Below are 24,173 nucleotides of genomic sequence, written 5' to 3' on the forward strand. Positions count from 1 at the left end.
TTAGCTCTTTTTTTACATTTTTTTAACAAAAAACGCAGTTTTTTAAAAAAATTACTCGCAAATTTCAAACGTAAGCTCGGTCTTTAGCCCAATTTTTTTCATATCAATAAGCCTTAAATTTTTAAAATTTAAGCTCATTAGTTCATCTTTATTTTTTATAAGTTTATTTGCTATCTGGCGCAAGACTTCGCCTCTATATGCTTTTGCGTGATGACTCACTATTTTTTTATTTTTTATAAAACAAAAAGTTATGTATTCTTTTTTTATAGTGTAAAATTTTTCATAAAACTTAGCTCTAAGGTCTAAAATCTCATCATTTTGCAAAAACTCATCAACCGCTTTACTAAAATTTTTTTCATAAAATTTTGAAATTTCAAAGCCACCCAGCTTTTCACCTTGTTTTAGTTTGTATTCTGGTATCTCATCTTTTGCTAAGATAGGCCCAAATAAATTTGAAAAAATCAAAACATTATCATCTATATAGGACTGTACTTTGTCACTTAAGCTTCGGTAGTTTAGGTGTTTGTAAGCTACGCCATCGTATCTTAAAATAGCTTTTATCGCTCCTTTGTCAAAGATATTTTTTCTTAGTTCTTCACACTCCTCAAGGTGTTTTAACCCAAAAAGTTTTTTTATTTCATCCAGGCTTGCTGTTTTTAAAAACTCATCATATTTTTTCAAAATTTCAGCTCTTTTACCAAAAAGCTCAGGAAAAATTAAATTTTTGCCATGAAATTTATCGCTTGTATTTAGAGAAATTTTACTTTCGCTTGGAGAAAAGAGAATTTTTAATGCCATTTTTCTTACCTATTTTATATGTAAATTTTTGTTGGATTATACAATAAACTTTTTGTACTAAAAAAAATCAAATTTCTACCGATATAAAAACAAGCGGAATCATTTTTTGCTTAGAGTGAATAAAAATTTAGGAAAAAATTATGAGAATAACAAACCAACTACGTTTTAGTCAGACTTTGCATGACTACCAAAAAAATATGACCGGTGTAAATAAAAGCTATAAGCAGCTCTCAAATGGTTTGAAAATTCAAGATCCATACGATGGTGCTGCGACTTATAATGATGCAATGAGGCTTGATTATGAAGCAACTACTCTCACTCAAGTAGTTGATGCCACTGGTAAATCTGTAAATTTCTCAAAAAATACAGATAATGCATTACAAGAGTTTGAAAAACAGCTTGAAAATTTTAAGACAAAAGTAGTCCAGGCAGCTAGCAGCGTGCATAGTAAGACATCGCTAGAGGCTTTAGCAAATGATCTTCAAGGCATAAAAATCACCTTGTAAATATTGCAAACACTTCGGTTAATGGGCAGTTTTTATTTTCTGGAAGCGCTGTTGATACAAGGCCAATAGATGGTGCAGGAAAATATCAAGGCAACCGTGATTATATGAAAACATCAGCTGGTGCTCAGGTTGAGCTTCCTTATAATATCCCAGGATATGATCTATTTTTAGGAAAAGATGGCGATTACAGTAAAATTTTGACTACAAATGTTCGTTTGGCTGATCAAACTAGAACCGACATCTCTTATGCACCAAAATTTCTAAACGATAACAGCAAGATAAAAAATATGATTGGACTAAATTACGCTAGTGATTCAGTGGTTAGAAGTGATGGCTCTTACAATGGCACAATAAATCCAGATTATGATTTTTTAGATAATTCAAATGTAAATTTTCCAGATACATATTTTTTCATGCAAGGCAAAAAGCCAGACGGCACGACATTTACTAGCAAATTTAAGATGAGTGCAAATACAACAATGGCTGGGCTTATGGAAAAAATCGGCATGGAATTTGGCAATACAAAAACAACAAAAGTTGTTGATGTAAGCATAAATAACGATGGACAATTTATTATAAAAGATCTTACCAAAGGCAACCAAACTATTGACTTTCATATGGTTGCAGCCACATCAGTAGCACCAAATCGCGGCGCAATCGCTCAAAACAACGCGCTTGATACGGTAAATTCTCTTGAAGATCTTGAAACTATGGCAAATAACGTTCCAAAAACGGTTCATATCACCGAGTTTGTAAAGAGCAAATATACCGATAAAGATGGAAATGCGACAAATGCATTTGACTATGATAAAGTTAGATTTGAGAGAAAAGATAATGAGCTAATCGCAAATTTACCTCAAGTAGCTAGAAGAACTGGCGAATTTGCAACCGATCAAACAAAGCTAAGTGAAGTCTCTGGTACAAAAGAGAGCTACGATAGAAATTTATATCCAAAAGATGTTGACGCTAGAAAGAGAGAGCTTTTTAATATCGACGACCAAGAGATAAATTTACAAGTAAAGTCAATCACTGGTACAAAATATGACATAAAGGTAAAAATGGGCACAGCAGGGGGTACAAATACTCCAGTGCAATTTGAAATAACATCTACACCACCAGGTGGCACACCTTCTGCAACTAGAACTTTAACAGTTTATAACTCAGATGAGTTTGGAAGTTATAGAACTTACGCTAGCGATTTTACTTATAGACAGCTCATGGATATCGTTGCTATGGCAGCAAGCGATAATATCCCAAACCCTCCACATGCAGAAAACGCAAATTTTGATACAGATATTGAAAAGTTAAAAAGAGATCAAAACTATAATGCCTATAAAGAGGCTTTATCAAAAACGAAGGGTGCTGTAGAGACAACTTTAGATGATAAAGGCAGAATGGTTTTAACTGATAAGACAAAATCAGTAACAAACATAGAAGTAACTATGCATGATGCAAAAAATAGTGATAAATTTGATGGTGATAGTACTGGTAGAGATACAGCTGGTAATGCTGGTCACCCTCAAGGAAAAGGTTCTGTCTTTAGCTTTAATGAAAATAATGCTTTAACTATTGATGAGCCAAGTACGAGCGTTTTTCAAGATCTTGATAATATGATCGAAGCTGTTAGAAAGGGATATTATAGAGCTGATGCAAATAGTAATGACCCACGAAATACCGGCATGCAAGGCGCATTACAAAGGCTTGATCATCTAATAGATCATGCAAATAAAGAGCTTACAAAGATCGGCTCTCAATCAAAACTTTTAACAGCTACAAAAGAGCGAGCCGAAGTAATGAAAGTGAATGTGCTAGCTGTTAAAAATGATGTAATTGACGCAGACTATGCGGAGTCATATCTGAAATTTACGCAGCTTTCACTATCTTATCAAGCAACCCTACAAGCAAGTGCAAAGATAAATCAATTAAGCTTGCTAAATTATTTAAATTAAAATTTAAATCAGCAGGCCACCTAGCTTGCTGATTTTTTAAAATTAAACTCAAGCGTGCTATAATAAGCCTTTTTTATAAAGGATCTAAAATTTTACGACATATCTTATTTACAATTTTTGTTTGCATTTTTATATATTTTGGTATCGCTACAGCTGCTCCAACTGCTGATTTTGTTGGCTCGCTTGGACAAAGCCTTGGTATTTTAAATATCAAATATTTTGGACTTATCGCGTATGTTTATCCATTTTTATTGATCATTTTGGGCTATTTTGTCTATAAAAATTTTAAGAAATTTGACTTTGATTTTGCTCAGTTTTTGGTAGGAATTTTTCTATTTTTTGTAGCTTTTTTGATGTTTCAAGCCTTGAGTGCTTCAAGTGTAAATGGCGGTATAATTGGAAATTTTATAGTTAGTGCCTTAAAAGAGGTGATCGGCTCTATCGGCACTGCGGTTGCTATACTTATGATGTTTATTATCTCACTTGGGCTTGCTTTTAGGGAAAATTTTATCATTGTTTTAAGAAAGGCTTTTGTAGATAAAGAGATAAAAGTCCATGAAGAGAGAAATTTAAAAGAGATAAAACAAAAGCAACTTCCAAAAATCGAACGCAAAAGACAAAAGAATAATGATATAAAAGAAGAAGAGCTTATAGAAGCTCAGGTGCTAAATGATGATGAACAGAATTTAGATGAAGAGCTAGAGCCTGAGCTAGAAAAAGAGAGCAGAGCTTCAACTATAAACGGAGTTGAAATTTTAAACGAAGTGGCTGAGAACAAGAAGTTGCTTGATCAAATAGAGCGAGGAAATGTGGAAAAGCCAAAGAATTTTATCTTACCACCGCTTAAATTTTTAAACGATCCGCCAAAACGCTCGCATAGTGTCAATGAAACGGAAATCGATCAGCAAATTTCTAATTTGCTTGATAAACTCCGTAAGTTTAAAATAGACGGCGATGTGGTTAGAACTTATACTGGGCCTATCGTCACGACATTTGAGTTTCGTCCAGCTCCACATATCAAGGTAAGTAAAATTTTAACACTTCAAGATGACCTAGCGATGGCACTAAAGGCTCAAACGATCCGTATCCAAGCGCCGATCCCTGGTAAAGATGTGGTAGGCATCGAGGTGCCAAATCAAAATTTAGAAACTATATACCTAAAAGAAATTTTAGAGAGCGAAGTCTTTAAAAATGCAAGTAGCCCGCTAACTATGGCGCTTGGCAAAGATATCGTCGGTGCCCCTTTTGTGACAGACCTCAAAAAGCTCCCACATTTACTAATCGCAGGTACAACTGGATCAGGCAAGAGTGTGGGTATAAATGCGATGCTTTTAAGCTTGCTTTATAGAAATAGCCCGCAAACTTTACGTCTAATGATGATCGATCCAAAAATGCTTGAATTTAGCATATATAACGACATCCCACATCTTCTAACTCCAGTTATTACAGAGGCTAAAAAGGCGATCACTGCACTTGCCAATATGGTCGCTGAGATGGAGCGAAGATATAAGATAATGAGCCAAACTCGTACGAAAAATATAGAGAGCTACAATGAAAAGATGAAAGAGGAAGGCGGCGAGCAGTTCCCGTACATCGTTGTGATCATCGATGAGCTAGCTGATCTCATGATGACTAGTGGCAAGGATGTGGAGCTTTATATCGGCCGTCTAGCACAGATGGCAAGGGCTAGTGGCATACACTTGATAGTGGCAACTCAGCGCCCAAGTGTTGATGTCGTGACTGGCCTTATAAAAGCAAATTTACCAAGCAGGATAAGCTATAGAGTAGGGCAGAGGATCGATAGTAAGGTCATCCTTGATCAAATGGGAGCTGAGAGCTTGCTCGGACGTGGAGATATGTTATTTACACCTCCAGGAAGCCCTGGTGTGATCAGGCTTCATGCACCATTTGCTAGTGAAAAAGAGATAGAAACGGTTGTAAATTTCTTAAAAGAGCAACAAGATGTAGTTTATGATGAGAAATTCTTAATAGAAGAAGGCACAAGCGGAAGTGTGGCTGCTGGTACTCTAGGAGAAGATGAACTTGATGAGCTTTATGAAGAGGCCAAAGAGATCATTTTAAGTGAGCAAAAAACGTCAATAAGCTATCTGCAAAGACGCCTAAAGATAGGTTATAACAAAGCTGCAAATATAATCGAACAAATGGAGAAAATGGGTGTTTTAAGCCCAGTGAATGCAAAAGGACAAAGAGAAATTTTATAGCTAAAGTCATAAATTATTTTAATTTTAGAATTTTAATTTTTTATTAAAATTCTAAAAAGTCTTGACAAAGCACATTAAAATCTATATAATTACAACTCTTAAAAACATTGGGGTATCGCCAAGCGGTAAGGCAACTGGTTTTGGTCCAGTCATTCAGAGGTTCGAATCCTCTTACCCCATCCACTTTTTAAATCCAAAATAATACTTATCGCGGAGTAGAGCAGTGGTAGCTCGTCGGGCTCATAACCCGAAGGTCGGCGGTTCAAATCCGTCCTCCGCAACCAAATGCCCATTTTATCGATATTTGAAACACTTTTTAAAATGCTTAAATTATTCTGAAATTGATTTTAGTAAATTTTCGATAGTTTCTTTTGATTTTTTGACGTTTGCAGTAATATATTTTTGTGTTGTAGTTATATTTGTATGCCCCAATGTAAATGATACTTGCTCGATCGGAATTTTTAAATAATTTATTGAATATGTGCCAATTAGATGCCTTATATCGTGAAGTCTGATTTTAGGAAGATTATTTCGTTTAAGAAGTGAAGACCAGCTTTTACGCAAATCTTTAAATTTATCGTTTGTCATAGAATTTATAAAGACGTAATCGTTTAGCTTATTTTCTTTCTTAGCTATCAAAAATCTTTTGTAAAGACGATTAAAAAGTTCATCACTCATTTTATAAATCATATTTCTTTTAGCCTTATTAATTTTAAAAGGGATCGTATACGTCCTTGTTTTAAAATTTATATCGCTAAATTTTAAGCTTAATACTTCGTTTTTTCGTCTGCCGTGCAGTAGAAAAAAGAATATATCAGAGCTTGGCTCGGTATTTTCACAAATAGCCTTAATAAAACGTTTTTGAATAGTGATCGAGTAATCAAAATACCTTTTATTATCAAACTTTGGAAGCTCAATAAAATCGCAAGGATTTTTATTTATTAGCTCCAGTTTGATACCAAGCTTGAAAATAACCTTTAGCTTTGCAACGATATTCTTAATAGTCTTTATCTTGTAATCTTGCTTTATAAGATCATTGCAAAACTTTTGAATATCGATAAAATTTATATCTTCTATTTCTCTTAAGCCAAGTGAGTTTTTAAAATGCTTGTTATAAGTAGCTATATCACTTCTTAAAGTAGTCGGACTTAAAATAAGCTCGTAAAAGCTAATGTAATTATTAAAAAGCTCATTTAGTGTCATTAAATATACTCAAAACAATCATAATCAAATTTTTTAGCAAAGGCATCAAGAAGATCACCAAAACTAGAAAAATCACATAACCCATATTCAGAAAAAGAATAATAAGTTTTAAAAAAGGTAGTATCAAATTCTTCATAATCATATAAATAATATTCTTCTACAACAATGCCTAAAACTAATTGCGGAAAATAACAAAAAGGATAGAAAGAACAATCAACTAATAATTTTTTCATAATATACTCCTTAAAATTCATTACATATCAAAAATCTATCTACAAAACTATCAATATCAGGGGCATTTAGATCGTGCTTTTTGTGATAGTGTGTGAAGTTGTCTAAATTACGATCTAGCATTAAATTTTCAACATAAGCCAAATGCTGAGCATTTACATCACCGCCCAAGCTTTGATAATAATTAACTAATTCGTAATCTTTCATTCTGCTTACTGGTTTAGGCTTTTCATCGCTTTTAAAAAGCTCATCGCAAAGCTTTAAAATTTGCCTTTGTTTTAAGGAGTTGCCAAAGCTCTTTATTTCATCGCTTGAATCTTCATATCGTTTAATAGTGTTGCTATCTTTAATTATTCTAGTCTTTTGCCAAAGTTCGCCAAATTCATCAAATATTTTTAAAGGCTTTTTAGTATCAGGATCAACAACAACAGTAACCAAGCCTTTATTATAATTTTTAGTAAGAGATATTAGGTCAATACTGCCGTTTAGTTTTCTATAAATTTCAAGACTTACAAACGTTTTTGACATTGTAAAACGTCTGATATTATGCTTTAGATACCAGTAGCTAATATCGGTCAAGTTATCTAAATCAGGATTTTGACGTAAATCATCAAGAGTCTTAAAGATATACTTCATAATATAAGCAGTAGCGTTTTTAATATCAGTTTCAACCCTGCTATGAGTATCTAAAAAACGACTTTTAATAGCTATAACACAATCATTTATTTTTTCTTTAGGAACAAAAACAAGCAAATTCAAATGACAAGTTCCGTCTAAATGTGGCTCTTTAGTAGTTATATAACATCTTTCATTTTGTAATATTCTTCTAAAATGCTTTGAGTTCATAATGCTTCTAACTAAAGTTTGAAGCTTACTAGCTCCTGCGCTAACGCTATGCTTATCATCATCGATATACTTTTTATTATAAACAAGCTTTTTTCTGCCACTCTTAAGAGTTATAAGCTTTTGTTGGTGGTATTCACTAGGCAAGGTAAAAACTGCGAAAATAGGACAAAGCCCTTGACTTTGAGCATAATCATTAAGGCTAGATACTCGATTATTAAGTTCAGCAATGTATCTATTAGAGTTATGCCAGCTGGAAAAATAAAAATTTGAGTAAGGGACATACTCGCCATTTATCATAAAGAAATTGCTGTCTAAAAATTTCTTTTGATTTTCTAGTTTAGCTTTTAAAAAGATTTTATCAGTTTCACTAATTCCATACATCTTATTCCTTTAGGGTACACACTTATATTATATATAGCCAAGAGCGCACGCTCATTCCCCACTACGTGGGGCCCCTTTTGCGTTGCGCGCTGCGCTCGTTAGGTAGCGTTCTAAGGCAAGGTGTTTATCTTTTGGATCATAATAAAACTCAGAAAAAATATCTTTTTCAGCTGGAAGCATTGTTATGAATATACTAAAGCTATAATCAGTTGTTTTTTCGCTTTTATATGTAGTTATATCACCAAGAATAGGAATATTTTCAACAAAAGGAATAGTTTTTGTTGATTTTATTGTTTCTTTGCTATTAATACCGCCAATAAGAAAAGAGTTTGAATCAGTAAGATATACATTTGTTTTTAGATGCCTACTAGAAATTCTAGGAGTCAATGTATCATCAAGCAAACTTTCTATATATAAATCCAAAGTAAAGCTAACGCTATCATTAGTAATTAAGACATTTGTAATATAAAGCTTTAAGCCAACATCTTGGTAATCAACTTGGTTTGTAGTCATTCTTTGATTGTTTTGAATTTCGATTGATGATTTTTGAATAGGAGTTTTTATAACGCTCTCGATTACGCTGTCTTTATTGTCAATTAGAGTAACTCTAGGATTATAAAGTAGATCAGATACACCCTTTTCTTTGAGTAAATTTATAAGGCTGGTGACGGAATCTTTATTAACTTTGGTGCTATCGACCGTAAGAACGTTGGTAATAATTTTAAAATAAAAATGATCTAGTGGATTTAAAAGTGATTCTATACGTGGGCCAATTTCTTTAAGTTTTGTATTGTCTGTGCTAATAATTGTAAAGCTAAGTTGCCTTAATTGATAGCTAGTGTCAAGCCCATTAATAAGATTATTAATAATCTCATACTGACTTTCAGTAGTAATAAGCAGTATCCTATCACTATAAACAGTGTATTTTATGTTTTCACTAAATAAAGAAAGAGCAGATACGACATCTTCTTTGGAAACGTGCTTAAATTTGATTATATAATCATTCAATACTGGCTTATCCTCAGTAGTTGGATTATATATCAACAAAACGCTATCTTGTATCAAATAATCAAGGCCATTAACGTTTAAAATATCTTTAAGCAACTTAGAAAAAGTATCGGTTTTACTTAGATCAAGCGTAGGTAAGAATACGTCAAAATTAGTATCGACGTTACCACTAATGACAATATTTTTGCCAGTTATAGAACTAATCTCGCCTAAAAAATCGTTAAAGGTAATGTTACGATATTCTAAGGCAGATAAACTACTTGAGAGCAGGAAGCATAGGACTAGAATCAGTCTTTGGAGATTTTTCATTTGCAAACCCTTGTGATGAATTTTCTAAGCTTTTTAAAACTCTTTCAAAATCTGCATGGCAAGAAACAAAATAATCAATGTAATTGCCTGACTTCTTATCTTGTAAGAATATATGGCAGTTTGAAAAAGAAAGAAGTTCTAAGAAGCTATCTAAAGATAAATCAATGGCATAATTTCTAAATTTACAACCATTTGGAAAGCAAGTTATCTTTAGATAGATTCTATTGTTATTAAAAATAGTGGTGTTTATATCTGAATTATCTACGCTATTTGAAATTGTTTTAGGCTTTTTAGAATCAGAAGTATTTAAATCAACAAACCTAGTATCTTGACTAGTTGATTGAGCTGGCTCATGCTTAGGCTCTAGAAATTTATATATAGCGTAAGAAGCTATAATAAAAATTATTAAAAATAAGATCTTTTTAGTTGCATAGCTTTTATAAATTTCTTTTGAGCCACTACTATATAAATCTGATACTTTTTGATTAAATTTTAGATTTTCAGAGCGAATAAGATTATAATTAAAATTAGATGAAGTGCTATAAACTTTATATTTAAAAAGACTACTAAAGAGCCTTTTGCCACTAGGCTGGGCCATATACATTAATTCAGTATGAACTAAATATTCTCTATTTGTCTGACGTTTAGACTGAAATAAAAAAATAATATCAATGCCAAAATGTCCGTGATAACTTAAAAACCTACCAAGACTATCATTAAATGTCTTAGTAAAGGTGTTGTAAGCTTCATCAAGAACTATCAAGCAATGATGATAATTTTCATAGATGCCATTTTTTAAAGCATATTCATCATAATTATCTACATTATCTAAAAAGCCATTTTCATATTGAGAACTAAGCGTATATTCTTGACTAACAGCGGTAAGAAAATCATTTTTATCATATTGCTTTACAAAGCCATCAAAATGATCAAATTTTAAGCCATTAATATTAGTATAAATAAATCTATACTTTGATTCATTTTTTAAATGTAGCTCATACTCATCATTTATTATATGAACCGCTTTATATGTTTTTCCAGAGCGTGGCGGACCTATAATCAAGCTTAACATTTTATCTACTCATTAATGTTAATAGGTCAGTTATGATCTTAGTAATGTTGGCTCTAACATACAAGATAACCTTATAAAGCTGCAGAGCAAAGAAAAGACTAAGAATAGATATAAATAAAGTCATAGCAGTTGAAAAAGCAGAAGCTAAACCACTTTGATGTAAAAACTCCATAGCAGAGTTTAAAACAGTTTGATTAGGCAAGCCACCAAAAGAACCGCTAACACTAGAGCCATAATCAAACATTTTAGGGATATATTCTCTTAGCAAATTCCAAATTTTCATAATAAATAAAATGGCATAGCCAGCAAATGCAATAAGAAAAGCCACAAAAGAAGCATAAATAGGCACAACAAAAGCTAAAATGGTATTTCTTATACCAATTTTCTTGACTAGAAATTCAATAAAATTAACTATAAAACCGCCAACAGCACCAATTAACCATTTCATGATTCACCGCCTACCCTAAAGAGATATTTCAAAGAAAACATAATGATCTCGAAGCTAAACCAAATCGTAAAAAATAGCGTAAGAATAGACCTATAAGGAGTAACAATACGACAAGGATCGATCTCAAATAAATTATTTTTCTCACTACCAGGAGTTGGGCCACTAATAGTAAAAGGACAAGTACCTTTAGGAATATCAGGAGATTCAATGCCTTTATTAAAAATTTCTAATGACTCGTTAAAATTATTCATTAAATTGTCAATATCGCTTTTAAAGTTGTTTAAAAAATTAAAAGCGTCATTAACAGACACATCAAATTTAGCAAGCTCGCTTTGTAGTGCCGAAAAAGAAGTGGCAGTATTAACATTAGGCTCATAGTTCCATTGCTCGAGCTGCTGATTTTTGATAGAGGTTAAAGTATCGTTTATAGAATCAAGCTTAGCACCATTTCTATTTATAGCTTGCTCCAAAGAGCTTAAATCAATAGACTGTGAGGGCTGGGTAGGTGTAGTAGTAGATGAACCACTACCGCCATTACCTGGACTAGACGAATTGCCACCTGAACTTGACGTCCCGTCTTTAGGAATAGAATTATTAACTCTATTATCAGAACCAATAGTATTAACATAACCAGTTGAAAATTTACTACTACCTTTTGGAGTTTTATAAGTATAAGAATAAGTTACATCTTGAACCCTTGAACCAGTTTGTGTGGTAGTTTCTACAACATCAACATCTATAATACTTTGATCAGGCGTAACAATATTACCTTTGTAGGTTGCTTTATTGCCAGTATTGCTAGTTTGCTTAATTGTCATCGGCAAATTAGGAGTAGGCTTATCAGAAGTTTTAAACATAGTATTTAGATCATAATCAAGATTTATATTTTTAACTTCATTTGGAACAGTGATCTCTTTTGTGGGGATAGGCTTAGACATATCCTTTAGCTTTGCGGTAACAATAGTATTATTTTCAATTTTAGAAACCGAAGCGTCTTTTGGCAAATCAAATTTTCTTAAATTTGGAGAAACATCGGCTAGTTTTTGTGGAGATTTTATAATATTTGATGAAGTTGAAATAGTAGAATCAATCTTGCCAGTTTCTCTAAAGGTATTATTTAAAGCAATAGCGGAATCATCAACTGGCTTAAAATCAAAAACTGGCTCAGGACCAGCCTTAGTAGCTTTAATATCAACTATTTGGGGTCTATATTCTAATAAATTTATCTTAGGTGCTTTAGAGCCACTAGCAAACAAACCTTTAAAAAAATTAGATAAAGAAGTAAGACCATTTTTTATAGAATTAATAGGCAAGGGGATCATAAATCCGCCCATAAGAAAAAGATCACTTTCGAGCTGTTGTTCGGCTTCAAGTTTATAAAGGGTAGAAGTTGTATAACAACCTTCAGGGAAACTCATACAAGCAGTCAATTCAAGACCATAAAGATCAGCACAATCATGATAAACCATGCCAAATGATTTACACTTATCCCTATCAATGTTAGGATCAGGAAGACACTCTTCAACAATTTTATCTCTTAAAAGAAGCTCAACCTTTCTTTCATTATAAATCATAGGAGAAGGACACCAGTCAGGACGTTTTAATTTAGGCTCACATTTACCAGTTTCTTTATTGAAAATTTGATCAGCAGGGCAAGAATCAACGCAAGTATTTTTTTCAACGTCCCATTTTTGACCAGCTGGACAAGAATCAACGCATTGCATAGTATCAGTGTTAAATTCTTGATTTAGCTTACATCTTGCAACATCATGTGAAACAAAGACAGTAAAATCATAATAATCAAAAACAGGATCTGTAGGATTATCAGAAGCAACAAAATAATCAAAAATACCACCACCACCACGCTGACCAAAACGGCCAGTTCTACGCTCGCCACCTATATAAACATGATTAGAGTTAAACCCAACATAAAAACCAGGAGTTTTTGAGCCTAAAAAATAATAAGCTTCTTGAGTAATTGTAAAAGAATAGATAAAGTAATAACCAGTTTCAGGCGATCTAAGACCGTAATAATTATTACCTTTTAAAAATTTGCCATCAATAGGCTTAAAAGAGCTATCAAAGTCTTTATCACGAATAACCGAACATAAGCCACCAGAACAAGCATTAGAAAAAGCAAAAGAGCATAAAAGAGATAAGAAAATGAAAGATCTAACTAGAAATTTCATATAAAATCCTTAAATAAAATTTTATTCATAAATATTTATCTCCTATAAATTACTGACGCCCTCGGTTGTCGCTTCATTTTTAAGAAAAAAATGAAGTTAAAAATTTAGTATCGAGCACCTTTAAAATTTAAAACCTATTTGACAAAAGAAAGAGCTATAACGTAAATAAAAATAGGAACGAAAAAGAGAGAAAAAACGTTTAAAAAATAGTTAAATACATCGTTATTAAATACTTCAATCATCGTGTAGCTCCGACTATGATTAAGCCAATAAGGAAAGAAAATGCTATAAGTATCGCAGAAAGACCCATTAAAAAATTAAATTGATATTCGTATATACCTAAGTTTGAAATTAAATCATTTTTTTGCATGTAGCAAATATTAGTTTCAGTATTAAAAATATAATTAGTTTGAAAATTAGAAAGAGAATCATAAGAAATAGAAACGCTACTATCGAAATTTTCAAGAAATATTGTTTTATCTTTTATATAAAAATCTTTAACGCAGATATTTAAATTAGGGATATATATAGCATTTTCTTTCATTATTATGCACCTTTAAAGGGGCAAGAAGCCCCTAAAATTACTTGATGAAAGATTTAACTCTGCCAGCTATCATAAAGATGAAAGCAACAGCGATAACACCAGCAAATACGTAGTCAAATAAAGCATAGTCAGCTTTTAACGGCGTAGTTGGAATAACTGGAGCATCTCCAGCGAAAAGAGCAGGAGCTGAAAGCAATGCAGAGCCAACAGCAGCAACTTTAACCTTAGTAGATTCTAGAAAATTTTTAGTTTTTTCCATATCTAACTCCTTTTTATAAAATTATGAGTTTAAACTCTAGAAAATCTATAAAAATAAACTTTCTAGAGATTAATGCGGGAGAGTGGTTTGCTACTCACATTAAGGCATAGCCCCCGCTTTTTGTTATTTAGATGGCTTTGTTTCCTTTAAAAAAGGGTTTTCATTGAAAACTTGGAAACTCAAACTCTCATCAGGGAACATATAAGCACCATTACGAGTATTTAAAAAACGATATGGAACAGCAATATATTTGCCTTTGACGGAATCAAATTTAGGCTTTAAAGAAAAGTCATAATTGATAGTTTCGGTTGATTTAACAAGATAGCCATGCTGGTCACGACTTTCAAATGTAATAGTTATATCAATAGATGATGAAACTTCGCCGGTCTTTTTGTCGATACGAGAAATTGGACGAACTTCGTCACAAAGGCCTAAAAGGTAAGTGTACATGTGTAGCTCCTTAAGAAATATTTATTTGTAGCTTAGTATTTTAGGGGCAGAGCTACACCACCCCCAACAGTTTTACAACGTATTAAGGTTGAAACAAACAAGCCCCAAAACATCTTCACTCTGTTGCGGGCGGTTTGTCAATTTATAAATAGTTTAAAGCCATATTAAGGGCAAAATTTACATACCTTCGATAGAATCGAAAATATGAAATCATTTCATACGAACAATGAAATTATTTCATAATGTAACTTAAATAAAAATTAAAAATGAAAGAATTTCAAAGAATATGGAAAAAAAAGAAATCGCAAATTTACTTGAAATAGAGCTAAGAACTCTCTATAACTGGGAAAAATCAAGACCTAAACTATATAATTTTATTATGGAAAATATTAACTCTACACAAGAAAATGCTTCAAAAATAGATGAATTAAAAAAATATTTTGAAAAATTATCAGACATAGAACAAGAATATTTTTTATCTAGCCTAAAAGTAAAAGTATTAGAAAAAGAAATAAAACAAACAGAAACATACAAATGACAAATGCAGAAATCGCAAAAAAGCTCAAAATAGCCGAAAAAACTATATACAACTGGCGTAAAAATAGAAAAGAACTTTTTGAAGTTATAGAAAATGGATTAAATTCAAAGAAAAACAAAGAAAGCTTATATGTAAATGATACATATAAAGAATTAATACAGCTCTTTGAAAAACTATCAGAACAAGAAATTCAATACTATATCCTAGATATAAAAACAAGAATTTTAAAAAAAGAAATAGATAAATGAATAAAAGAGAGGCAGCCAAATTTATCGAAAAAGATATAAGCACTATCTATAACTGGAAAAAAACTAACCCCAACCTATACAAAATACTAGAATTTTATTTTCAAAAAGAAAGTGAAACTAATCCAAAGCACAAAGAGCTAATAGAACTATTTGATAAGCTAAGTGAGATAGAACAAGAATTTTATTTATCAGACATAAAAGCAAGAATACTTAAAAAAGAGATGGATAAATGAAAAAATCTAATAAAATGCAAAATAATTTGTTAAAAAGTATAAAAAATGACTAGACAAGAGTTAGCAGAAAAATTAAATATTACAAGAAATACACTCACAAACTGGGAAAAAGAAAAGCCAGAATTAATCAGATTAATAAACCAAGGTCTAGCACTAGACGATCAAATTTTGGAAACTCAAAAATTCTTAGAAAAATTAGAAAAAATAAAAGAAAAAGCAAAAAATGGAAAACTAAATATAAAAAATAAATAGAGATAGGTAAATGAATAAAAGAGAAGCAGCTGAATTTATTGGAAAGGATATAAAAACTATATACAACTGGGAAAAAACTAACCCAAATCTATACAAAATACTAGAATTTTATTTTCAAAAAGAAAGTGAAATTAATCCAACGCACAAAGAGCTAATAGAACTATTTGATAGGTTGAGTGAAATAGAGCAACAATTTTATTTATCAGACATAAAAGCAAGAATACTTAAAAAAGAGATAGGATAACAGGGTGAAAATACTAAACTTTATTATTGCTTTGCATTTTTTTAATAGCAGATCCAATTGATTTTACTATATAGAATAATGCTCTTTTAAATTCTTTGATATCGCCATAAACCAAAACTTGATTTAAATATTCTTTTCTAAGTTTATCGGTTGTTAAATAGTCTTCTAGATTAAATTTTGTAAATTCTTCTTTCAAGATCAAACCTTAGATATTTTTACACCAGCCCAAGTTACTAAAACAGCAAAAACAACTATTAAGAATAAACCAAATATTGACATTATAATAATCCTTTCATTTCTTTTAATACGTCTAAACATGCTTTTAAAAGATAACAAAATAAAATACTTACCAAAAAGATTGCAATGGTAGAGCAAAAATTTAAGATAAACCCATTTTTATCAAAATTAAGAAAGATAAAACCTATTAAACCAGCATCTAAAAGTAAAAGCGTGGTAAGAAAAGGCTTTAAGAAATCGAGTTTAATTTTTAAAAACTCCCATAAATTCTTATTTTCCATAACTATCCTTTGCGAACATTATAACATAAAATAAGTCCTTAACGCTCATAACCCGAAGGTCGGCGGTTCAAATCCGTCCTCCGCAACCAAATGCCTCATATCTTTATCATTTAAAAACTAAACGCCAACTCCTATACCGTCACGTATATCATCAACATTGAGATGAACGTAGTGTAAGCTACTTTTAATATCTGTATGACCCATAAAAGCCATCAGTTTATGTGCATTAAATCCCTTCAAACTCACTAACCTAGAAGCCACTGTATGGCGTAATACGTATAGTCCGTGAGTGTTGTTTTCTCCCTTATATCCTAGATGGTTTCTTACGGCCCACCACATACGATTTGCTGTATCATGGTTTAGATGAGTTATAGGGCACTTGTTTAAGGGTAGGTCTTTGCAGTTACCATAAGCACCTTGAGATACCCAGCAGTAAGCCATACGAAGCACTTGGTCGTCTTTTGTTTCAGTAAAGAGTTTGCGAGCCTCTATTTTACTTACGCTCTTAGCTATCTCTAAGCGTTGTTTTATGGCTCTAAAAATTTCTCTGTAAAGTAGAATATTTAATATGTAAAAAGGAAGATTAGTAAAAAATAGGCATCATCTCTTTATAAATACAAAAAGTAAAATTTGTATTAACTCTTGGCAAAATATTTCATAAATATATAAAGAAGATTTATCATCTAGTATTATTTTATGGATTATTAGTATAAATTTAAAAATGCAGGAGGGGCGAATGCCCCTAATTATTATTTTAAAGTTTGGATGTATTCAGCTACTGCTTTTGCATCTTCGTCGCTCATTGGAGTAGCGATTGGTTTCATCATAGCGCCAAGACCAAATTTATTTGCTCCTGTTTTATAACCCTTTAGTGCCTCTTCGATAGCTGCTGCATCAAGAGATGTTAAAGCTGGAACTTTATTATTAAACATTTTTTCAGCTTTTGCACCATGACAGGCGATGCATTTTTTGTAGATAGCAGCACCATCTGCAGCAAAGGCAGCAGTTGAAAGTAGAGCCGCAACGCTAGAAACAATTAGTAATTTTTTCATTTTTCATCCTTTGTAAAAAAGTTTGTGCATTATAGTACAAAAAGGTAAATTCGCAAGAAGCTAGTTAAAATATTTTGGCTATAATCACCAAATGAATAAAAATGAGCCTATTAAAGCACTTTTTCTAGATAGAGACGGCGTAATAAACGAAGATGCTGGATATGTTTACGAGATAAAAGACTTTAAATTTATCGATGGCATTTTTGATGCGTTAAGAGAATTTGCTGAGGCTGGCTACAAGCTCTTTGTCGTGACAAATCAATCAGGCATCGGCAGGGGCTACTACACGCAGGAGCAGTTTGACGCTCTAAACAAATTTATGCTAGAAAGCTTTAAAAAAGAGCAAATTTTTATCACCAAAGTCTATTTTTGTCCGCACGCTCCAGAGGCGGATTGCGCTTGCAGAAAACCAAATCCAAAAATGATACTTGATGCTTGCAAAGAGTTTAACATCGACCTTGAAAACTCGATCATGATAGGCGATAAGCCAAGCGACATCGAGGCTGGCAAAAGAGCAGGTGTGGGCAGAAATTTCTTGCTTGATGGCATAAATTTTAAAGATGTAAGAGATGTTTTAAATAAGCTAAAAAAGGAAAAATCACTATGAATTTAAACGGAAAAAAAATAGTTATAACTGGCGGCGCTGGCTTTATCGGCTCAGCTTTGGCGCATTATTTTGATGAAAACTTTAAAGACGCTCACGTGCTTGTAGTGGATAAATTTAGAAACGACGAGACATTTAGCAATGGCAACCTAAAAAGCTTTGGACATTTTAAAAATTTACTTGGCTTTAAGGGTGAAATTTACGCTGGTGGCATTAACGATCGCAGCACGCTTGAGAAGATAAAAAACTTTGCTCCAGACGTCATCTATCACGAGGCAGCGATCTCAGATACGACCGTTAAAGAGCAAGACGAGCTAATAAAAACAAATGTAAATGCCTTTGTAAATTTACTTGACATCTGCGAGAGTTTGGGCGCAAAGATGATCTACGCAAGCTCAGGGGCGACTTACGGTAACGCAAAGAGCCCACAAACAGTTGGCGAGTGCGAAGCGCCAAATAACGTATATGGCTTTAGCAAGCTAAGCATGGATAATATCAATAAAATTTATGCAAAGCGCGGCGTGAGCGTGGTTGGACTGAGGTATTTTAACGTCTTTGGCAAGGGCGAGTTTTTCAAAAATAAAACAGCCTCGATGGTGCTTCAGTTTGGCCTGCAAATTTTAGCTGGCAAGACGCCAAGACTCTTTGAAGGGAGCGACCAGATCAAAAGAGACTTCGTTTACATAAAAGACATTATTGACGCAAACATAAAAGCACTTGACGCGCCAAGTGGTGTCTATAACGCAGCTACTGGCAAGGCTAGAAGCTTTCAAGATATCGCTGACATCTTGCAGCGTGAGATCGGCGTAAATTTAGGCAACGAATACATCAAAAACCCATTTATCGGCTCATATCAGTTTCACACAGAGGCCGATGTCGCCCCAGCTCGCGAGGCATTTGGTTTTAGCGCGACTTGGAGCCTAGAAGAGGCGATCAAAGACTACTTACCAGAGATAAAGAGAATTTATAAGGAAGAGCTAAATGGCTAAGAGAGTTAAAATTTTAGTCGTCGGCGATCTCATGCTGGATCACTATATTTGGGGTAGCTGCGACCGTATCTCGCCAGAAGCGCCAGTGCAGGTTGTTAAGATAAATAACGAAACCTACACGCTTGGTGGCGCTGGCAATGTAGTAAGAAATTTACTCTCGCTTGGCGCAAATGTGAGCGTGGCTAGCGTTTTAGGAGATGACGAGGCTGGCAAAAAGATAAAAGAAAAGCTTGCTGAGCTAAATGTAAAAGATGAGCTGATCCTCACCGAAAAAGGGCGTGAAAGCTCGATAAAAAGCCGCATCATGGCATCGCACCAGCAAGTTGTCAGGATCGATAAAGAGAGCGTTGTCAAGATAAATTTAGAAGATGAGCTCATCTTAAAAGTCAAAGAAAACCTTGTAAATTTCAAGGCTGTCTTACTAAGCGACTACGGCAAGGGCGTGCTTAGCAAAAAAGTCTGCCAAGAGATCATAAACGAGTGCGTGAGGCTAAATATCCCAGTACTTATTGATCCAAAAGGCAGCGACTACTCAAAATATAAAAACGCGACCCTTCTAACGCCAAATAAAAAAGAGGCGAGCGAGGCTACAAATTTAAAGATAAAAGATAAAGCTGAGCTTGAAAAGGCGATAAAACAGCTAAAAGACGAGCTAAATTTGACCTATTCTATCATCACGATCTCAGAAGAGGGCATCGCGCTATATGATGATAGGCTGCACATCTTTGCCGCCAAAGCAAAAGAGGTCTTTGATGTCACAGGTGCCGGAGATACGGTGCTTGCCACACTTGGCTACATGCTAGCAAACGAGGCTGATATAAAAGAGGCAATAAAGATAGCAAACCTCGCTGCAGCCGTCGTCGTAGCTAAGATAGGCAGTGCAACGGCTAGCTTTAGCGAAATCGAGCAGCTGCTAAATAGCTCATTTGGGGCAAATTTCGAACACAAGCTTAAAAGTGTTGAGGAATTAGAAGAAATTTTGAGCCAAAAGGATAAGAAAAAGGTTGTTTTCACAAATGGCTGCTTTGATATCTTGCACGCTGGACACGTAAAATACCTAGCGCGCGCAAGAGAGCTTGGCGATCTTTTGGTCGTTGGGCTAAACTCAGATGCTTCAGTTAAGAGGCTAAAAGGCGAGGCTAGGCCTATAAACTCGCAAGATGATAGAGCCTGCGTGCTAAGCGGGCTTGGATTTATCGATTATGTCGTGATATTTGATGAGGATACGCCATTAAATTTGATAACAAAGATAAAGCCAGACGTGCTTGTAAAAGGGGCTGACTACAAGGGCAAAGAGGTAGTTGGCAGCGAGATCGTAAAAGAGGTCAGGCTGATCGACTTTGTCGAGGGCAAAAGCACAACAGGGATAATAAAAAGGATAAAAGATGCTAAAAACGATGATAAAAAATGAGCTCGAGGCTCACCAAAAGACCTTTAGCGAGCATGTAAATTTGCTAGGTAGCTTGGAGTGTGCTTGCCAGATGGTGGCTGATACGCTAAAAAATGGCAAAAAGGTGCTGATATGTGGTAACGGTGGCTCTGCGGCGGATGCTCAACACTTTGCAGCCGAGCTAACTGGCAGATATAAAAGCGAGCGTCAAGCGCTCCCTGGCATCGCGCTAACTACCGACACTTCGGCACTTACTGCCATTGGCAACGACTACGGCTTTGACTATGTCTTTTCACGCCAGTTTGAGGCCTTAGCTCAGTCTGGCGACTTGCTCGTGGCAATCTCAACAAGCGGCAACAGCAAAAACGTTCTTGAAGCTATAAAAAGTGCCAAGAAAATGGGCGTATCAGTGCTTGGACTTAGCGGCAAAGGTGGCGGCGCGATGAATGAAGGATGTGATCTAAATTTAGTCGTTAGCTCAAGCGATACAGCAAGAATTCAAGAGTCGCACATATTTTTCATTCACACGATATGTCAAGCCGTAGATGAGGCTTTTAGGGGCTAAAATGCAAGAAGCGATGGATAAATTTTTAAATGATCCAAGCCAGCAAAATGAGATAAATTTGATATCTGCTTTAAAAAAGGCTACTTTTTTCGCTCCGGTGCTTTTAAACCAAGCGCTTGTAAAACCTGATGGCGGCGTAGTTTATGAGGAGGAGGGCTCAAATATCAAATTTATCCTTCTTGAAGATGAGGGCGAGAAGCTTAGTTATTTTCCAGCATTTACTAGCAAAGAGGCGATGAAGCTTTGGCGAAACGATAGCGAGCAAGAGAGCATTGAGATAGGGCTAAAAGAGTATCTTGCGATGCTACGAGAGAGCAGTTACGCTGGAGTCGTGGTTGATGCTTTTAGCTATGATTTTATTCTTAAAAAAGAGCAGATAGCAAGAATTTTAGACTAAAATTTTCATCGCACTATTGCCAAAGTCGCTGATTTACTATTTAGCAAGTTTTTATCAATTATTGGCTAAAATCAGCCAAGCTAAATTTAAGGAAAAAAATGAAAGACAATCTACTTGAATTAACCCAAGATATTGCGTCTGTTGATATCGAAGAGTCTATAAAAACTAGCTATCTTGACTACTCTATGAGTGTTATCGTCGGACGTGCCTTGCCTGATGCTAGAGACGGCTTAAAACCAGTCCATAGAAGAATTTTATACGCTATGGACAATCTTGGTGTTGGCAGCAGAAGTGCCTACATGAAGTCAGCTCGTATCGTCGGTGAAGTCATAGGCAAGTACCACCCACACGGCGACACAGCAGTTTATGACGCTCTTGTTCGTATGGCGCAGAAATTTTCTATGCGTTATCCAGTCGTTGACGGACAAGGAAACTTTGGCTCTATTGACGGCGACAGCGCAGCTGCGATGCGTTATACCGAAGCTAGAATGACAATGCTTACTGAAGAGCTTTTAAAAGATATAGACAAAGATACGGTTGATTTTGTACCAAACTACGATGATAGAGAGATCGAGCCAGATGTACTTCCAAGCCGTGTGCCAAATTTATTATTAAACGGCTCAAGCGGTATCGCTGTCGGTATGGCGACAAATATCCCACCACACAGCCTTGATGAGCTTATAGACGGTCTTTTGCTCCTTCTTGAAAACAAAGAGGCGACACTTGAAGAGGTGATGGAATTTATCAAAGGTCCAGACTTCCCAACAGGTGGTATCATCTTTGGTAAAAAGGGCATCATAGAGGCCTACCGCACAGGTCGTGGCAGGGTCAAACTAAGAGCAAAAACCCACATAGAAAAAAAGCCAAATAAAGATGTGATCGTCATCGACGAGCTACCATATCAAACAAACAAAGCTAGGCTTATCGAGCAGATCGCTGAGCTTGTAAAAGATAAGCAGATAGAGGGCATCAGCGAGGTTAGAGATGAGTCTGACAAGGACGGTATCCGCGTAGTTATCGAGCTAAAACGCGACGCGATGAGCGACATCGTGCTAAATAATCTTTTTAAATCAACCACGATGGAGAGCACTTTTGGCGTTATTATGCTTGCTATTAATAACAAAGAGCCAAAGGTATTTAATCTTATCGAACTACTTAAGCTATTTTTAAATCACAGAAAAACCGTTATCATTAGAAGAACGATATTTGAGCTTGAAAAAGCGCGCGCAAGAGCCCACATATTAGATGGTCTAAAGATCGCACTTGATAACATCGACGAGGTGATCGAGCTTATTAGAAATAGTGCCGATACGTCGGTTGCTAGAGAGGGCTTGATGAGTAAATTTAACCTCTCAGAGCTTCAAGCAAACGCTATCCTTGATATGCGTCTAAGCAAGCTCACAGGCCTAGAGAGAGAAAAACTAGAGGCCGAGCTAGCTGAGCTTGTGGCTGAGATCGCAAGACTTGATGAAATTTTAAAGAGCGAGACATTGCTTGAAAATTTGATCAAAGAAGAGCTTCTTGAGATCAAAAATAAATTTAAAGTGCCAAGAGTGACTGAGATCGTTGATGACTACGATGATATCGACATCGAAGATCTTATACCAAATGAAAATATGGTCGTAACAATAACTCACCGAGGCTACATCAAGCGTGTGCCAAGCAAGCAGTACGAGAAGCAAAAGCGTGGCGGTAAGGGCAAAGTAGCGGTCACTACATATGATGACGATTTTATAGAGAGCTTCTTTACTTCAAATACCCATGACACGCTTATGTTTGTGACTGACCGCGGACAGCTATACTGGTTAAAAGTCTATAAGATCCCAGAGGGAAGCCGCACAGCAAAGGGCAAGGCAGTTGTAAATTTGATCCAGTTGCAGCCTGATGAGAAGATCAAAGCGATCATCCCAACGACTGACTTTGACGAGAGCAAATCTCTAGCATTCTTTACTAAAAACGGCATCGTAAAACGCACAAATTTAAGCGAATTTAAAAACATCCGCTCAGTTGGTGTAAGAGCGATAAGTCTTGATGAGAACGACGAGCTAGTAACTGCGCTCATCGCTCAAACATACGATGATATGCCAGTCACTGACCCAGAAAATGAGCTAAGCGTTGAGACTGAAGTGCTAGAAGTAGAAGAGCTTCAAAATGAGATCGACGAAGATAATGTAAATGCTGAAGAGGATGCAAACTCAAGCGATGAGACAATGCTATTTGTCGTTACTAAAAAGGGTATGTGTCTAAAATTTAAGATTAGTAAGGTTCGCCAAATGGGAAGAACTGCACGCGGCGTAACTGGTATCAAATTTAAAGAGCCAGGTGATGAGGTCGTAGGTGCAGCAGTCATCGAAAGTAACGATCAAGAAATTTTAAGCATATCTCAAAAAGGTATCGGCAAACGCACAACTGCTGATGAGTACCGCTTGACAAATCGCGGCGGCAAAGGCGTCATCTGCATGAAGCTAACAAGCAGAACAGGCGATCTAGTGGGCGTTGTGATGGTTGATGAAGAGCAAGATCTAATGGCTCTAACATCAAGCGGCAAGATGATAAGAGTCGATATGCAAAGCATCCGCAAAGCAGGACGTAATACAAGCGGTGTGATCGTCGTAAATGTCGATGGCGATGATGTTGTAAGTATCGCAAGATGCCCTAAGGCTGAAGATGGTGATGATGAAGAAGCATCAGGCGAAGATATGGGGCTTTTGGAATAAATTTTGCTGTT

General features: G+C 34.8%; 26 protein-coding genes, 2 tRNA genes and 2 pseudogenes. 15 read left to right on the plus strand and 15 right to left on the minus strand.

Annotated features, from left to right (window positions below):
* Positions 1-51: 51 nt before the first annotated feature.
* On the minus strand, positions 52-798 hold the full coding sequence (locus tag A3835_04505; GenBank protein ID ORI07767.1) for a hypothetical protein: 747 nt from the start codon (positions 796-798) through the stop codon (positions 52-54).
* A gap of 140 nt (positions 799-938) precedes the next feature.
* Between A3835_04505 and A3835_04510 the strand changes: the two are divergent.
* The 4 genes and pseudogenes from A3835_04510 to A3835_04525 all read left to right on the plus strand — a co-directional run bounded on the left by A3835_04510 (position 939) and on the right by A3835_04525 (position 5,759).
* Positions 939-3,253 (plus strand): annotated as a pseudogene (locus A3835_04510) (flagellin biosynthesis protein FlgL).
* 131 nt (positions 3,254-3,384) lie between these two features.
* A complete protein-coding gene (locus A3835_04515) occupies positions 3,385-5,475 on the plus strand; it encodes a cell division protein FtsK (protein ID ORI07768.1) in 2,091 nt (696 codons plus the stop codon).
* A 108-nt stretch (positions 5,476-5,583) separates the two neighbouring features.
* Positions 5,584-5,658 (plus strand) — tRNA-Gln (locus tag A3835_04520).
* Positions 5,659-5,684: 26 nt separating this feature from the next.
* Positions 5,685-5,759: transfer RNA gene (locus A3835_04525), tRNA-Met, on the plus strand.
* Between the two features lie 46 nt (positions 5,760-5,805).
* Here A3835_04525 and A3835_04530 read toward each other — a convergent pair.
* The 10 genes from A3835_04530 to A3835_04575 form a co-directional block, all read right to left on the minus strand.
* The gene (locus tag A3835_04530) at positions 5,806-6,678 is read right to left on the minus strand and encodes a ferredoxin (GenBank protein ORI07769.1); all 873 of its coding nucleotides are present in this window, start codon (positions 6,676-6,678) and stop codon (positions 5,806-5,808) included.
* On the minus strand, positions 6,678-6,911 hold the full coding sequence (locus tag A3835_04535; GenBank protein ID ORI07770.1) for a hypothetical protein: 234 nt from the start codon (positions 6,909-6,911) through the stop codon (positions 6,678-6,680). The genes A3835_04530 and A3835_04535 overlap by 1 nt, the downstream gene beginning before the upstream one ends.
* A 10-nt stretch (positions 6,912-6,921) precedes the next feature.
* Entirely contained in the window at positions 6,922-8,136 is a 1,215-nt protein-coding gene (locus A3835_04540) for a radical SAM protein (GenBank protein ID ORI07771.1), read from the minus strand.
* Positions 8,137-8,187: 51 nt separating this feature from the next.
* Positions 8,188-9,375: an ABC transporter ATP-binding protein gene (locus tag A3835_04545; GenBank protein ID ORI07986.1), complete on the minus strand. Its 1,188-nt coding sequence runs from the start codon at positions 9,373-9,375 to the stop codon at positions 8,188-8,190.
* Between the two features lie 25 nt (positions 9,376-9,400).
* Entirely contained in the window at positions 9,401-10,525 is a 1,125-nt protein-coding gene (locus A3835_04550; GenBank protein ID ORI07772.1) for a zonular occludens toxin, read from the minus strand.
* A 1-nt stretch (position 10,526) separates the two neighbouring features.
* On the minus strand, positions 10,527-10,973 hold the full coding sequence (locus A3835_04555; GenBank protein ORI07773.1) for a hypothetical protein: 447 nt from the start codon (positions 10,971-10,973) through the stop codon (positions 10,527-10,529).
* Positions 10,970-13,162: a hypothetical protein gene (locus A3835_04560; protein ORI07774.1), complete on the minus strand. Its 2,193-nt coding sequence runs from the start codon at positions 13,160-13,162 to the stop codon at positions 10,970-10,972. Before A3835_04560 ends, A3835_04555 begins: the two co-directional genes overlap by 4 nt.
* A gap of 238 nt (positions 13,163-13,400) precedes the next feature.
* Complete coding sequence (locus A3835_04565) at positions 13,401-13,706, minus strand: hypothetical protein (GenBank protein ORI07775.1); 306 nt, start codon at positions 13,704-13,706, stop codon at positions 13,401-13,403.
* 37 nt (positions 13,707-13,743) lie between these two features.
* Complete coding sequence (locus A3835_04570; protein ORI07776.1) at positions 13,744-13,965, minus strand: phosphonate transporter; 222 nt, start codon at positions 13,963-13,965, stop codon at positions 13,744-13,746.
* Positions 13,966-14,088: 123 nt separating this feature from the next.
* Positions 14,089-14,415 (minus strand): hypothetical protein, encoded by a 327-nt coding sequence (locus A3835_04575; protein ORI07777.1) that lies wholly within the window; start codon positions 14,413-14,415, stop codon positions 14,089-14,091.
* A gap of 286 nt (positions 14,416-14,701) precedes the next feature.
* Between A3835_04575 and A3835_04580 the strand changes: the two genes are divergently transcribed.
* Genes A3835_04580 through A3835_04600 form a run of 5 tightly spaced genes read left to right on the plus strand, consistent with a single transcriptional unit; the run spans position 14,702 to position 15,930 of the window.
* Positions 14,702-14,953 (plus strand): cobalt chelatase, encoded by a 252-nt coding sequence (locus A3835_04580; GenBank protein ORI07778.1) that lies wholly within the window; start codon positions 14,702-14,704, stop codon positions 14,951-14,953.
* Positions 14,950-15,201, plus strand: coding sequence for a hypothetical protein (locus A3835_04585; protein ID ORI07779.1), 252 nt, complete (start codon positions 14,950-14,952; stop codon positions 15,199-15,201). Before A3835_04580 ends, A3835_04585 begins: the two co-directional genes overlap by 4 nt.
* Entirely contained in the window at positions 15,198-15,434 is a 237-nt protein-coding gene (locus tag A3835_04590) for a histidine kinase (protein ORI07780.1), read from the plus strand. Before A3835_04585 ends, A3835_04590 begins: the two co-directional genes overlap by 4 nt.
* Positions 15,435-15,479: 45 nt before the next feature.
* Positions 15,480-15,686: a hypothetical protein gene (locus tag A3835_04595; protein ORI07781.1), complete on the plus strand. Its 207-nt coding sequence runs from the start codon at positions 15,480-15,482 to the stop codon at positions 15,684-15,686.
* Between the two features lie 10 nt (positions 15,687-15,696).
* On the plus strand, positions 15,697-15,930 hold the full coding sequence (locus A3835_04600; protein ORI07782.1) for a histidine kinase: 234 nt from the start codon (positions 15,697-15,699) through the stop codon (positions 15,928-15,930).
* Positions 15,931-15,982: 52 nt separating this feature from the next.
* Here A3835_04600 and A3835_04605 read toward each other — a convergent pair.
* The 4 genes and pseudogenes from A3835_04605 to A3835_04620 all read right to left on the minus strand — a co-directional run bounded on the left by A3835_04605 (position 15,983) and on the right by A3835_04620 (position 17,500).
* Positions 15,983-16,126: pseudogene (locus A3835_04605) on the minus strand (addiction module antitoxin).
* An 82-nt stretch (positions 16,127-16,208) separates the two neighbouring features.
* Positions 16,209-16,448 carry a hypothetical protein gene (locus tag A3835_04610; protein ID ORI07783.1) on the minus strand — a complete coding sequence of 80 codons (240 nt, stop codon included), beginning with the start codon at positions 16,446-16,448 and terminating at the stop codon, positions 16,209-16,211.
* Positions 16,449-16,565: 117 nt separating this feature from the next.
* Positions 16,566-16,898 (minus strand): hypothetical protein, encoded by a 333-nt coding sequence (locus A3835_04615; protein ID ORI07784.1) that lies wholly within the window; start codon positions 16,896-16,898, stop codon positions 16,566-16,568.
* A 299-nt stretch (positions 16,899-17,197) separates the two neighbouring features.
* Positions 17,198-17,500 (minus strand): cytochrome C, encoded by a 303-nt coding sequence (locus A3835_04620; protein ORI07785.1) that lies wholly within the window; start codon positions 17,498-17,500, stop codon positions 17,198-17,200.
* Positions 17,501-17,591: 91 nt separating this feature from the next.
* Here A3835_04620 and A3835_04625 point away from each other — a divergent pair, with 91 nt between their 5' ends.
* The 6 genes from A3835_04625 to A3835_04650 all read left to right on the plus strand — a co-directional run bounded on the left by A3835_04625 (position 17,592) and on the right by A3835_04650 (position 24,162).
* The gene (locus tag A3835_04625; protein ORI07786.1) at positions 17,592-18,107 is read left to right on the plus strand and encodes a D,D-heptose 1,7-bisphosphate phosphatase; all 516 of its coding nucleotides are present in this window, start codon (positions 17,592-17,594) and stop codon (positions 18,105-18,107) included.
* The gene (locus tag A3835_04630; protein ID ORI07787.1) at positions 18,104-19,093 is read left to right on the plus strand and encodes an ADP-glyceromanno-heptose 6-epimerase; all 990 of its coding nucleotides are present in this window, start codon (positions 18,104-18,106) and stop codon (positions 19,091-19,093) included. The genes A3835_04625 and A3835_04630 overlap by 4 nt, the downstream gene beginning before the upstream one ends.
* Positions 19,086-20,504, plus strand: coding sequence for a bifunctional heptose 7-phosphate kinase/heptose 1-phosphate adenyltransferase (locus A3835_04635; GenBank protein ID ORI07788.1), 1,419 nt, complete (start codon positions 19,086-19,088; stop codon positions 20,502-20,504). The genes A3835_04630 and A3835_04635 overlap by 8 nt, the downstream gene beginning before the upstream one ends.
* Positions 20,479-21,048 (plus strand): phosphoheptose isomerase, encoded by a 570-nt coding sequence (locus tag A3835_04640; GenBank protein ORI07789.1) that lies wholly within the window; start codon positions 20,479-20,481, stop codon positions 21,046-21,048. Before A3835_04635 ends, A3835_04640 begins: the two co-directional genes overlap by 26 nt.
* A 1-nt stretch (position 21,049) precedes the next feature.
* Positions 21,050-21,445, plus strand: a complete 396-nt coding sequence (locus A3835_04645) for a transporter (GenBank protein ID ORI07790.1) — start codon at positions 21,050-21,052, stop codon at positions 21,443-21,445.
* A gap of 98 nt (positions 21,446-21,543) precedes the next feature.
* On the plus strand, positions 21,544-24,162 hold the full coding sequence (locus A3835_04650; protein ORI07791.1) for a DNA gyrase subunit A: 2,619 nt from the start codon (positions 21,544-21,546) through the stop codon (positions 24,160-24,162).
* Positions 24,163-24,173 lie beyond the last annotated feature (11 nt).

This window comes from Campylobacter concisus, assembly GCA_002092835.1.
In the GTDB taxonomy this organism is placed as follows: domain Bacteria; phylum Campylobacterota; class Campylobacteria; order Campylobacterales; family Campylobacteraceae; genus Campylobacter_A; species Campylobacter_A concisus_K.